Source organism: Streptomyces sp. NPDC001220, from assembly GCF_053597895.1.
In genome coordinates this window covers 1-12,916 of record NZ_JBSFJE010000041.1, presented here as the reverse complement: position 1 = coordinate 12,916, position 12,916 = coordinate 1, and the positions used below count along the sequence as shown (strand labels likewise).

9 protein-coding genes and 1 pseudogene are annotated in these 12,916 nt (G+C 72.4%); 8 read left to right on the top strand and 2 right to left on the bottom strand.

From position 1 onward, the window contains the following. The 6 genes from ACWDGI_RS43325 to ACWDGI_RS43300 all read left to right on the top strand — a co-directional run. The coding region (locus tag ACWDGI_RS43325; RefSeq protein WP_450768560.1) for an alpha-glucosidase C-terminal domain-containing protein at positions 1–663 on the top strand (663 nt) is incomplete at its 5' end. A gap of 31 nt (positions 664–694) precedes the next feature. Next, positions 695–2,053: a maltokinase N-terminal cap-like domain-containing protein gene (locus tag ACWDGI_RS43320; protein ID WP_450768559.1), complete on the top strand. Its 1,359-nt coding sequence runs from the start codon at positions 695–697 to the stop codon at positions 2,051–2,053. Positions 2,054–2,057: 4 nt separating this feature from the next. Beyond that, the gene (gene glgB, locus ACWDGI_RS43315) at positions 2,058–4,283 is read left to right on the top strand and encodes a 1,4-alpha-glucan branching enzyme (RefSeq protein ID WP_450768558.1); all 2,226 of its coding nucleotides are present in this window, start codon (positions 2,058–2,060) and stop codon (positions 4,281–4,283) included. A 106-nt stretch (positions 4,284–4,389) separates the two neighbouring features. Then, the gene (locus tag ACWDGI_RS43310; protein ID WP_450768561.1) at positions 4,390–5,478 is read left to right on the top strand and encodes a glutamate--cysteine ligase 2; all 1,089 of its coding nucleotides are present in this window, start codon (positions 4,390–4,392) and stop codon (positions 5,476–5,478) included. A gap of 150 nt (positions 5,479–5,628) precedes the next feature. Continuing rightward, on the top strand, positions 5,629–7,533 hold the full coding sequence (locus tag ACWDGI_RS43305; RefSeq protein ID WP_450768557.1) for an AMP-dependent synthetase/ligase: 1,905 nt from the start codon (positions 5,629–5,631) through the stop codon (positions 7,531–7,533). Between the two features lie 101 nt (positions 7,534–7,634). Continuing rightward, complete coding sequence (locus tag ACWDGI_RS43300; protein WP_450768556.1) at positions 7,635–8,069, top strand: ATP-binding protein; 435 nt, start codon at positions 7,635–7,637, stop codon at positions 8,067–8,069. Positions 8,070–8,106: 37 nt separating this feature from the next. Here the strand turns inward: ACWDGI_RS43300 and ACWDGI_RS43295 are convergent, their stop codons facing one another. Beyond that, entirely contained in the window at positions 8,107–8,916 is an 810-nt protein-coding gene (locus ACWDGI_RS43295; RefSeq protein WP_450768555.1) for a methyltransferase domain-containing protein, read from the bottom strand. Between the two features lie 247 nt (positions 8,917–9,163). Here ACWDGI_RS43295 and ACWDGI_RS43290 point away from each other — a divergent pair, with 247 nt between their 5' ends. After that, positions 9,164–10,540: an NAD(P)/FAD-dependent oxidoreductase gene (locus ACWDGI_RS43290; protein ID WP_450768554.1), complete on the top strand. Its 1,377-nt coding sequence runs from the start codon at positions 9,164–9,166 to the stop codon at positions 10,538–10,540. Positions 10,541–10,556: 16 nt separating this feature from the next. After that, positions 10,557–12,806 (top strand): FUSC family protein, encoded by a 2,250-nt coding sequence (locus tag ACWDGI_RS43285; protein ID WP_450768553.1) that lies wholly within the window; start codon positions 10,557–10,559, stop codon positions 12,804–12,806. A 16-nt stretch (positions 12,807–12,822) separates the two neighbouring features. Here ACWDGI_RS43285 and ACWDGI_RS43280 read toward each other — a convergent pair. Beyond that, a pseudogene (locus ACWDGI_RS43280) lies at positions 12,823–12,916 on the bottom strand (sigma factor-like helix-turn-helix DNA-binding protein); the annotation flags it as partial.

Below are 12,916 nucleotides of genomic sequence, written 5' to 3'. Positions count from 1 at the left end.
CCGCGTATGCGCGCCAACATCGGCATCCGCAGGCGGCTCGCCACGCTCCTCGACAACGACCGCAACCAGATCGAGCTCTTCACCGCCCTGCTGCTCTCCCTGCCCGGCTCGCCGATCCTCTACTACGGCGACGAGATCGGCATGGGCGACAACATCTGGCTCGGCGACCGGGACGCCGTCCGCACCCCCATGCAGTGGACCCCCGACCGCAACGCCGGCTTCTCGACCTGCGACCCGGGACGGCTCTACCTGCCGACCATCATGGACCCGGTCTACGGCTACCAGGTCACCAACGTCGAGGCCTCGATGTCGTCCCCGTCCTCACTGCTGCACTGGACCCGCCGGATGATCGAGATCCGCAAGCAGAACCCCGCGTTCGGGCTCGGCACGTTCACGGAGCTGCAGTCCTCGAACCCCGCGGTGATCGCGTTCCTGCGGGAGTACGAGGACGACCTGGTCCTGTGCGTGCACAACTTCTCCCGGTTCGCCCAGCCCACCGAACTCGATCTGCGGGTCTACGACGGCCGGCATCCGGTCGAGCTGATCGGCGGGGTGCGCTTCCCGGCCATCGGCGAGCTGCCGTATCTGCTGACCCTGGCGGGGCACGGCTTCTACTGGTTCCGGCTCTCCCGAGTCGCCTCCCGCACCGGCCGTCGGCGCTGAGCGTGCGGAGCCGAGGAAAGGACGCGTCCCCATGACGAAGACCGTTGACCTCCCCCGGAGCACGGCGACCACCGGCCTCGACCGGCCGCTGGCCTCGCTCGGCGGGCTGCTGCGCGACTGGCTGCCCCGGCAGCGCTGGTTCGCGGGCAAGGACCGGCCCGTCACGGATCTCTCCGTACTGTCCCTGACCGAGCTCTTCCCCGGCTGTCTGCATCTGCTCGTCCACGCCGACCACTCCCCCGGCGGGGACAGCGCCCCGTCCGGTGACTGCTACCAGCTCCTGCTCGGCGTACGCGACCACCGCACACCCCGGCTGGAGCGGGCGTACATCGGCCGCGCCGAGGAGGGCCCGCTGGCCGGACTGGCCGTGTACGACGCCCTGCAGGACCCCCGTGCGGCCGAACTGCTCCTTGACCGGCTGCGGATGCCCGGCACGGTCGGCCCGCTGCGCTTCGAGACCGCCCCGCGGACCCGGATACCAGGTGGACTGGCGCCCCGCCTGCTGACCGCGGAGCAGTCCAACTCCTCGCTGGTGTACGGCGATTCCTACATCCTCAAGGTGTTCCGGCGGATCCAGCCCGGCATCAACCCGGATCTGGAAGTGCCCGGCGCACTGGCCGCGCAGGGCTGTGCGCGGGTGCCCGCGCCGGTGGCCTGGTTCCGCACCACCGAACCGAGCCCGGCGACCCTCGGGGTGCTGCAGCCCTTCCTGCCGGACGCGGCCGACGGCTGGACCCTTGCCCTGCGCGCGCTCGCGGCCGGGGACGACTTCGCCACCGAGGCACACGAGCTGGGCCGGGCCACCGCGGACGTGCATCTCGCGCTCGCCGCCGCCTTCCCGTCCGCCGTCCACGACGAACACGGCCGTACCGCGGAGGCCATGTCGGCGCGGCTGGAGGCGGCCGCGCACGCGGTGCCGGCGCTCCGGCCGTACGTGCCGGGCCTGCGGGGCGCCTTCGACACGCTCGCCGCCTGCGACGGGGGACCGGACGCGCAGCGCATCCACGGCGATCTGCATCTCGGGCAGGTGCTGCGGGCGGACCGCGAGTGGTTCGTCATCGACTTCGAGGGCGAGCCCTCCCGGCCGCTCGCGGAGCGGCGCAGCACCCAGTCCCCGGTACGGGACGTGGCCGGCATGCTGCGGTCCTTCGACTACGCGGCCCGGCAGCGCCGCCCCTGGCGCCCCGAGTGGGCCCGCCGCTGCCGGGAGGCCTACTGCGCGGGTTACGCTGCCCGCGCCGGCTGGGACCCGCGGAAGAAGCACGCGTTGCTGCGCGCCCACGAGACGGACCGCGCGGTGTACGAAGTGGTGTACGAAGCCCGGCACCGGCCGGCCTGGCTTCCGGTTCCGATGGCCGCGATCGAGCGGCTCGCCCGCTGGGGAGGCTGACTTCATGGCACTGCGCGACTCTTCGCTTCCCGAGCCCTCCGGGCCGTCCCGTGCCACGGCTCCGCCGCTGGACGCCGACGACCGCGGGCGTCTGCTGGCGGGCGCCCACCACGATCCGCACGCCCTGCTCGGCGCCCATCCGGTGGACGGCGGCACCCTCGTCCGCGCGCTGCGCCCGCACGCCCGTGCGGTGAGCGTGCTCGTCGACGGGGTGCGCAGTCCCCTGACGCCGGAGGACGACGGGTTCTTCGCGGCCGTGCTCCCGTACGCCGAGGTCCCCTCGTACACGCTGCTCGTCACGTACGAGGACGGCGACGGCGGCGAGCTGGAGGTGGAGGTGGAGGTGGACGACCCCTACCGCTTCCCGCCCGCGCTCGGTGAGTTCGACCTGCACCTGATCCGTGAGGGGCGTCACGAACAGCTGTGGAAGGCGCTCGGTGCCGAGCCGATGACCCATGAGGGGGTCACCGGTACCCGGTTCACGGTGTGGGCGCCGAACGCGCGGGGCGTGCGGGTGGCCGGGGACTTCACGTGCTGGGACGGCACCCAGTACCCGATGCGCTCGCTGGGCGCGGCCGGGGTGTGGGAGCTGTTCCTGCCGGGCGTCGGCGAGGGCGCCCGGTACAAGTTCGAGATCACCTCCCGGTACGGCGGACGGTTCCTCAAGGCCGATCCGATGGCCCGCCGTACCGAGGTGCCGCCCGCGACGGCGTCGATCGTGGCGGTCTCCCGCCACGAGTGGAGTGACGCGGAGTGGATGGTGCACCGGGGCGACACGCCGGTGCACGAGGCCCCGTTCTCGGTGTACGAGGTGCACCTGCCGTCCTGGCGGCCGGGATCGACCTACCGGCAACTGGCCGAGGAACTCCCCGCGTACGTCAACGACCTGGGCTTCACGCACGTCGAGTTCATGCCGGTCGCCGAGCACCCCTTCGGCGGCTCCTGGGGCTACCAGGTCACCGGCTTCTACGCGCCGACCTCGCGGCTCGGCACCCCCGACGACTTCAAGTACCTGATCGACGCCCTGCACCGGGCCGGCATCGGCGTGATCATGGACTGGGTGCCGGCCCACTTCCCCAAGGACGACTGGGCGCTGGCCCGCTTCGACGGGGACCCGCTGTACGAACCCGGGGACGAGCGGCGGGCCGAGCATCCGGACTGGGGCACCTACGAGTTCGACCTGGGCCGGGTCGAGGTGCGCAACTTCCTGGTCGCCAACGCGGTGTACTGGTGCGAGGAGTTCCACATCGACGGGCTGCGGGTGGACGCGGTCGCCTCGATGCTCTACCTCGACTACTCGCGGGACTCCGGCCAGTGGACGCCGAACGTGTTCGGCGGGCGTGAGGACCTGGCCGCGGTGGCGTTCCTCCAGGAGATGAACGCGACCGTGTACCGGCGGGCGCCGGGCGTGGTGACCATCGCCGAGGAGTCCACCGCGTGGGACGGGGTGACCCGGCCGACCGACAGCGGCGGCCTGGGGTTCGGGCTGAAGTGGAACATGGGCTGGATGCACGACTCGCTGGAGTACATGTCCCACGAGCCGGTCCACCGCAAGTACCACCACGACGAGATGACCTTCTCGATGGTGTACGCGTACAGCGAGAACTACGTGCTGCCCATCTCCCACGACGAAGTCGTGCACGGGAAGCAGGCCCTGGTGTCGAAGATGCCCGGGGACTGGTGGCAGCAACGCGCCAATCACCGCGCCTATCTGGGCTTCATGTGGGCCCATCCCGGCAAACAGCTGCTCTTCATGGGGCAGGAGTTCGCCCAGGGCGGCGAGTGGTCCGAGGCCCACGGCCCCGACTGGTGGCTGCTCGACCCGGAGTACGGCGCCGAGGCCGACCACCGGGGTGTCCGGGATCTGGTCCGCGATCTCAATTCCGTGTACCGCGCGCACCCCGCCCTGTGGCAGCGGGACACCGATCCGGCGGGTTTCCAGTGGGTCCTGGGGGACGCGGCCGAGGACAACGTCTTCGCCTTCCTGAGGTACGACGCCGAGGCCCGGCCGCTGCTGGCGGTGTCCAACCTCTCCCCCGTGGTCCGTCCCGACTACCGGCTGAACGTGCCCGGGAGCGCCGCCGTCTGGCGGGAGATCCTCAACACCGACAGCGCGCGGTACGGCGGCGGGGACGTCGTCAGCCGGGGGCCGCTGCTGGCCGACGAGGGCGCTGTGCGGCTGACGCTGCCGCCGCTCGGCACGGTGTGGCTGGAGCCCGTCGCCCCGTAACCCGCCGAGGACGCCGTCACGTGTCCGGGCGGCCGGGCCGGGGCAGTTCGGGATGAAAGACCCCGCCGCGACCGGTCGCGGCCCGGCCGGAGGGCGGTCCTCGGTGCTGCGTACCGTCGGAGTGGAGGAAGAACTTCTGCTGGTCCATCCGGACAGCGGGGAGCCGATGCCCCAGTCGGCCGCCGTCCTGGACCGTGCCGCGTTGGACGATCCCGGGCAGGCGGTGTTCCAGAAGGAACTGTTCGGGCAGATGCTGGAGCTGGCCACCAGTCCGCAGCGGCACATGGCGGACCTCGGCGCCGAGATCGCCCGCTGCCGCAAGGAGGCGGCCCGGCTCGCCGGGGAGATCGGCTGCGCGGTGGCGGCGCTGGCCACCTGTCCGCTGCCGGTCACGCCCGCGCTCAGCGCGCACGAGCGGTACCGGTGGATGGCCGGGCGGTTCGGCAGCGCCACGCTGGACCAGTTCGTGTGCGGCTGCCATGTGCACGTGTCGGTGGAGTCCGACGAGGAGGGCGTCGCCGTCCTGGACCGGCTGCGGCCGTGGCTCCCGGTGCTGCGCGCGCTGAGCGCCAACTCCCCGTTCTGGCAGGGCCGGGACTCGGGCTACGCCAGTTTCCGCAGCCGGCTGTGGGCACGCGGCCCCTCGGCGGGGCCTACCGAGCTGTTCGGCTCGGCGGAGGGATACCGGCGCCGGGTCGAGGACATGGTGGCCAGCGAGGTCATCCTCGACACGGGGATGGTGTACTTCGACGCCCGGCTGGCCGTGCACTACCCGACGGTGGAGATCCGGGTGGCAGACGTGTGCCTGCGGGCGGACACCACGGTCCTCGTCGCCACCCTGGCCCGTGCCCTGGTGGAGACGGCCGCCCGCGACTGGCGGGCCGGCCGGCCGCCGCTCGACCACAGTGTGAGCATGCTCCGGCTGGCCTCCTGGCAGGCCGCCCGCTTCGGCCTGGAACAGGAGCTGCTCGATCCGGCGACCATGCGGCCCCGGCCCGCCGCCGAGGTGGTGCGCACGCTGTTGACGCACACCGCGGAGGCGCTCGCCGACAGCGGTGACACGAGCGGCGTCGAGGAGGGCGTCGCACAGCTGCTGTACAGGGGCACCGGGGCCGGCGAGCAGCGGGCGCTGCTGGAGCGCAGGGGCAGCCTGCGGGACGTGGTCGTCGAGTGCGTGCGCCGCACCCAGGGCTGACCTCTTGTCCCCTCTTGTCATCCCTCCTGTCATCTGGGGGAAACGAGTTGACCGTTCCTGACACGGGCCGCCCTCCCCTGGGCTAGATTCGACCCGCTCGACAACAGTACCGATCGGGAGGGTCACCCTCCGTACAACCAGGAGCAGCGCATGCGCGACTACGCCCTCGCTCCGACTACCGCTTCGACCCTGACCGGCGGGCTCGCCGACAGCATCTTCGAGACGGCGGACCGGAACCCGACCCTGCCGGTGCTGGCGCGCCGGCCCGATGCCGCCGTCGCGGCATGGGAGGAGATCAGCGCGGTCGAACTGCGCGACGAAGTGGTCGACCTGGCCAAGGGGCTGATCGCGTCGGGTATCTCGCCCGGGCATCGGGTGGCCGTGATGGCGCGGACGCGCTACGAGTGGACCGTGTTCTGCCTCGCGCTGTGGTCGGTGGGCGCGGAGGTGGTGCCGATCCATCCGACGGCCGCCCGGGACCAGGTCGAGTGGATCCTGCGGGACGCCCGCTGTGTGGCCGTGGTGGTCGAGGACGAGCTGGCCGTGATGACCGTCGGCACGGTGTGCGAGGGGCTGCCCGGGCTCAAGCACGTCTGGCAGCTGGACGCGGGGGCGCTGCCGCAGCTGGTGCAGCGGGGCGTGTTCGTCCCGCTGACCACGGTGGAGTCGCTGCGCCGGATCGTGATGCCGGACTCCACGGCGGCGATCACCTACACCTCCGGCACCTCGGGCCGTCCGCTCGGCTGCGCGCTGAGCCACCGCAGCCTGGCCTACCCGTGCGACACCCTGCTCGCGGGCTGGGGACACACCGCCGCCCGTCCGGGCGAACAGGCCTCCGTCCTCGCCTACTTGCCGTTCTCGCACGTGTACGGGCTGATGGTGATGGTCATCTGTCTGCGCGGCGGGATCCTGATGGGCCACGAGCCGGAGATGACGGAGACCGCGCTGGCGTCGGCGCTGCGCAGCTTCCGGCCGAGCTATCTGTACGCCGTGCCGTCGGTCCTGGAGAAGCTCTACAAGACGTTCCTGCGCACCGCCCACCAGCACGGCCGGGGCGCCCTGTTCGAGCGCGCCGTCGAGACCGCGCGGGACTTCGCCACCGCCCAGGAACGGCAGCGGCTGGGCACCGGGGCGGGGCCGGGGTTCGACCTGCGGCTCCAGCACGCCCTGTACGAGCGGACGGTGTACCGCAAGCTGCGGTCCGTGCTCGGCGGGCGGGTGCTGCGGGCCACGTCCGGCGGCTCCTCGCTCAGCCGCGAACTCATCCTGTTCTACGAGGGCATCGGCATTCCCGTGCACGACGGCTACGGGCTGACCGAGTCCAGCGGCGGGATCACCATGCAGCCGCTGGGCCGTGAGAAGTCCGGTACGGTCGGCCAGGCCCTGCCGGGCACCCAGATCCAGGTGGCGGACGACGGCGAGATCCTGGTCCGCGGGCCGTCCGTGTTCCAGGGGTACGTCGGTGACGACTACGCGACCCGGGCCGCGCTGCGCGGCGGCTGGCTGGCCACCGGCGACATCGGACGGCTCGACTCCGAGGGCTATCTGACCATCACGGGCCGCAAGAAGGACATCATCATCACCAGCAGCGGCAAGAGCGTGGCCCCGGCCCCGCTGGAGCAGCGGCTGCGGATGAACCCGCTGGTGCACCAGGCGGTGATCGTCGGCGACGACCGGCCCTGTGTGGGCGCGCTGATCACCCTGGACCCGGACTTCCTGGCGCACTGGCGCGGCGCACTGGCGCTGCCGGGCGACTCGCCCGGGCGGGAGGCGCGCGAGGAGAACGCGCTGCGCGAGGAGATCGCCCGTGCCATCGCGTCCGCCAACAGCGCGGTCTCCCGCTCCGAGTCGATCCGGGTGTACCGGGTGCTCCAGGAACCGTTCGCCCCGGGGAACGGTATGCTCACGCCGTCGATGAAGCTGCGCCGGGACGCCATAGCGCGCCACTACGCGGCCGAGATCGACGCCATGTACCAGGCCCGCTCGCGCGTCGTACGCCGGCCGGGCACGGCGGAGCCGGCCGACTGGGAGGACTCGGACGACGTCTTCCGCTGAGTACGGCACGCTTAGCCGCCGCGGCAGGGGGAACTCGCCGCGAGGGGAGAGATCCGACAGTGAGCACGGCCCTGAGATCCCCCGGGGCCGGGAGAGACGACATGTCGACCGGGCCACGGCGAGACCGCGGACGCTCCACGGAGGAGACCCCCGAACGCACGGTCTCCTTCGCAGGCGAGCTGCGCAATGTCACCGGCGCCCGGCTGGCCGCGGACGGCTACCTCGCCGATCTCTCCCGTACCTCGCCGCCCACCGCCCCCGAGTGCTGGGACGACATCCTGCTGGTGGTGACGGAGCTGGCCGCCAACGTCGTCCAGTACGCGCCGGGGCCCTTCCAGCTGCGGATGCGGCGCACGTACGACGGGGTGCACATCACCATGCACGACACCAGCCAGATCCAGCCCGAGCCGCGCCCCTTCCATCCGCGCCACGGCGGCGGCGGTGTCGGCTGGCACCTGCTGCACACACTGTGCGACCAGGTCAGCGTGGTCGTCACCGAGACCGGCAAGGACATTCACGTCTTCCTGCCCTGGTGAGCGGCGGGCCACGGCCCTGCTCGAGCGGCGGGGGCGGTCACCCGGGGCGGTGGGCGACCACCCCGAACATCGTCACCGACATGTGCAGCGCCCCCTGCTCGGCGGCCTCGGCGAGGTCGGCGTACAGGGTGTCCCGCTGTTCCTCGGTGAGGGCGCCGGTGCGCACGGCGGACTCGCCGAGCATGCGGATCAGTGGCCAGGCGACCGTGCGGTGGTCCTGGAGCAGGGCCTGCGAGCCGCGGTCGTCCACCACGAACCCGGCCGCGCTGAGCTGGCCGACCAGGCGGCGCCCGGCGTAGGGGTTGGCGCCGTTGAGGGCGGCCGCCATCAGTGCCCGCACGACCGCCGGGTCGCCCGGGTGCAGGAGGGTGGTCCCCCAGTCGGTGTCCAGCAACGCCACCCGGCCGCCGGGACGCAGCACCCGGGCCATCTCGGCGACGGCCCGGTCGGGGTCGGCGATGTGCTGGAGCACCCGCTCGCACCACACCAGGTCCATCGAGCCGTCGGGCACCGGCAGCGCGGCGGCCTCGCCGTGCACGAAACGGACCCGGCTGCCCGGGGACCGCTCCTCGGCGACCGCCCGCAGACTCGGGTTGGGCTCGACGCCGATCGCGACCCCGTCCGGGCCGACGGCGGCGGACAGCGTCCGGGTCTGCGATCCGGTACCGGAGCCGACATCGAGGACCCGCTCACCGGGCCGTACCGCCAGCGCCTCCTCGGCCCAGGCGCGCAGCCGCCGTACGCCCGGATTGGCGTCCTGGGAGTCCAGGGCGCCCACCAGCGGGGCCACGCGGTCGGGATCGATGTGCCGCTGCTGGAAGCCCGTTCCGGGCTGGATCTGCGCCATGGCGGGCACTCTACTGGCGTACGTGATCGTCATGGACGGCCTTGCAACGGACAGAAGTCCGACGCATATCCGTGCGACAGCCGGTTACTCCTCTTGATCGAGGGGCATGCTGGAGCCCACGCGTTCGTCTGCCTGCACCGCCCGGCTGGCGGAACGGCGTCGGGCACGGTGGGATCGAACTGGTGCGGAGCAAGCGTTCCAGGGCTTGCGTACGGCGTGACCCGGGCCCCTGGAGCAACGGAAAGGGATGGACACCGTGACACGACCCAGGATCCTGGTGGTGGGCGCAGGCTTCGCCGGAGTGGGATGCGTCCGCCGCCTGGAGCGGAAACTCGCCCCCGACGAGGCCGACGTCACCCTGGTGGCGCCCTTCGCCTACCAGCTCTACCTGCCCCTGCTGCCACAGGTCGCCTCGGGCGTGCTGACACCCCAGTCGATCGCCGTCTCGCTGCGCCGCAGCAAGAAGTACCGCACCCGGATCATCCCGGGCGGCGCGATCGGCGTGGACCTCAAGTCCAAGGTGTGCGTGGTCCGCACCATCACCGACCAGCTGGTGAACGAGCACTACGACTACATCGTGCTGGCCCCGGGCAGCGTCACCCGCACCTTCGACATCCCGGGTCTGACGGAGCACGCCTTCGGCATGAAGACCCTGGCCGAGGCCGCCTACATCCGTGACCACGTCATCTCCCAGCTTGACCTGGCCGACGCCAGCGACAACCCCGCGGAGCGGGCCGCGCGGCTGCAGTTCGTGGTGGTCGGCGGCGGATACGCGGGCACCGAGACCGCGGCCTGTCTGCAGCGGCTCACCCACGCGGCGCTGCACCGCTACCCGAACCTGGATCCGAAGCTGATCAAGTGGCATCTGATCGACATCGCGCCGAAGCTGATGCCGGAGCTGGGCGACAAGCTCGGCCGCAGCGCCCAGGAGATCCTGAGCCGCCGCGGCATCGAGATCTCCCTCGGGGTGTCGATCGAGAAGGCGGGCCCGGAGGAGGTCACCTTCACCGACGGCCGGGTGGTGCCCACCCACACCCTGATCTGGACGGCCGGTGTGGTCGCCAGCCCGCTGATCGCCACCCTGGGCGCGGAGACGGTGCGGGGGCGGCTCGCGGTCGACGCCGAGATGACCCTGCCGGGCCAGGACGGGGTGTTCGCGCTCGGCGACGCGGCCGCCGTGCCGGACAAGGCGAAGGACGAGGCGGGCGCGGTCTGCCCGCCGACCGCGCAGCATGCCATGCGGCAGGGCAAGGTGGTCGCCGACAACGTCATCGCGACCCTGCGCAACCAGCCGCTGCAGCCGTACGTGCACAAGGACCTGGGGCTCGTGGTGGACCTCGGCGGCAAGGACGCGGTCTCCAAGCCGCTGGGCATCGAACTGCGTGGACTGCCCGCCCAGGCGGTGGCCCGCGGGTACCACTGGTCGGCGCTGCGCACCAACGTGGCCAAGACCCGGGTGGCGACCAACTGGCTGCTGAACGCGGTGGCCGGCGACGATTTCGTCCGTACCGGCTTCCAGGCCCGCAAGCCCGCCACGCTCAAGGACTTCGAGTACACGAACAGCTATCTGACCCCGGAGCAGGTCCGGGCCCGTGCCGAGGGCCCCGGCGAAGCCACGGTCTGACGCAGAGCGCGGCCAGGTGAGCACAGCGGGGCGGTCGGTGCGGGCGGAGGTCCGGGGGCGGCTCGCGGCGGCCGACCCCGGGCTGCTCCGTTTCACCGCCGGCCTGCGGACGGTCCTTGCCATCTCGCTCACGCTCGCCGTCCTGGCGGCCCTGCGGCTCGACGTGTCCCATCTGGTGGCGGGGGCCATCGCGGCGATGGTCGCCACCTTCGCGATCCGTGAGAAGGGGCGCTCCCAGCAGGCCGTCACGCTCGCCCTGGGCCTGCCGGTTGCGCTGGCCTCGATGTCCCTGGGCGCGCTCCTCAACCAGCGGGTCGTGATCGGTGACCTGTTCTTCGTGGCGCTCATCTTCTGCGCGGTCTACAGCCGGCGGTTCGGCGACCGGGGCACGGCGCTGGGACTGATCGGCTTCCAGATCTACTTCGCCTCGCTGTTCGTGCACGCGACCGTGCCGGCTCTGCCGGGCCTGTACGTCGTGATCGCGGTCGCCTTCGGCAGCGCGGCCCTGGCCCGCTTCGTGCTGGTACCGCAGACACCGGCGGGCATCCTCGGCCGGCTGCGGCGGGCCTTCCGGGGCCGGTTCGCCCAGCTGGTGGCCGCGCAGGCGGAGTTGCTCGACGCCGGGCCGGACGAGCTGGACAAGGTGGTGGAGGAGGTCCGGGTCAGGACCGCCCGGCTGCACGAGACGGCGCTGCTGATCCAGGGCCGGCTCCCGGACGGCACCTCCGACGAGGCGGTGGCCCGGCTGGTGCAGCGGCGGATCGCGGACGCCGAGATCGCCGCCGAACGGCTCGGGCTGATGCTGCTCACCGCGCGCAGCGCCCGGCGGGCGGACACCCTCACCCTGCATCTGCCGGGTGCCCACCTGTTCTCGGCCCCGCCGCTGCCGCCCCGGGACGAGGCGCTGGATCAGCTGCGCCTGGACCTGGAGGCGCTGCGACTGCTGGTGCTGCGGCCGGTCGGGCCGCAGCCGGGGACGGCGCTGTCCCGGCTGCGCAACCGGCTGCTCGGCTACCGCGAGGAGGAGAACCTGCCGCCCGCCGACCCTGCCGTGCAGGACGTCTTCCGGGGGGTCGGCGAGGCCGCGCGGGCGGTGATGGGGCTGCGGATCGCGCTGGACGGGCCGCAGGACGAGTCCGACGACACCCCGGCCACGTCCAGGTCCCGCGAGGAACTGGACGCCGAGGACGCGGCCATCGAGGTCGCCGAGGAGGACGAAGGCGAGACCGAGGAGCCCACCGGACTGCGCCGGCCCACCACGCGGGCGGCGGTGCAGGTGGCCGTCGGGTCGTCGCTGGCCATCGTGGGCGGCGAGTTCCTGTCCGCCCAGCGCTGGTACTGGGCGGTGCTGACCTGCTGGATCGTGTTCCTCAACACCGCCTCCACCGGCGAGATCCTGGTGAAGGGCTACCGGCGGCTGCTGGGCACGGTGCTCGGCGTGGTGGCCGGCATCGGGCTGGCGGGGCTGGTCGGGCACCACACCTGGACGGCGTTCGGGCTGGTGCTGCTGTTCGTCTTCGCGATGTTCTACTCGGCGCCGCTGTCGTACACCCTGATGTCGTTCTTCGTGACGGCGATGCTGGGCCTGCTCTACACGCTGCTCAACACCTACAGCCTGGACGTCCTGGTGCTGCGGATCGAGGAGACGGCGCTCGGCGCGGTGTGCGGGGTGATCGCGGCGGCGGTGGTGCTGCCGGTGCACACCGACCGCCGTACCGACGAACTGCTCGTCACCACGCTGGACCGGCTGGCCGACGTGACCCGGGCCGCCGCCGACCAGTTGAGCGGGGCGCCGCCCGCCGACCTGGTGGAGAAGGCCCGTGACCTGGACCAGGCGCTGGCCGATCTGCGGGCGGCGGTGCAGCCGTTGACGCATCCGATCACCCCGCTGCGGTCCCGCCGGGACACCGCGCGCTATGTGGTGGCGCTCCTCGAGACGTGCGCCTATCACGCGCGGTCGCTCGCGGCGACGGCCGAGTTGCTGCCCACCCATCCGGCGATCGCGGCGGATCCCCGGCTGCGCGGGGCGGGACAGCGGATCGTGCACAACATCGAGGCGATCGCCGCCCAGGTAGACGACCGGCGGCCCGCCGGCGAGATCGAGACCGGCCCCAGCATCGCGGCGATGCTGGAGCCCGGCACCCTGCGCGCCCCGCGCTACGGCCGGGTGACCGACCGCGTGCTGCGGCATCTGCAACGCCTCGACGAGGCGGTGGCGGGCCTGGCCCGGCCACTGAAGGTGCCGGTCCGGGCGGGTGCCGCCTGACGGGGTGTCACTGCGGGCCGAGGGCTTCGGCGCGGACGCGGGCGCAGCTGCGGCTGATGAGGCGGGAGACGTGCATCTGGGAGATGCCGAGGCTTTCGGCGATCCTGCTC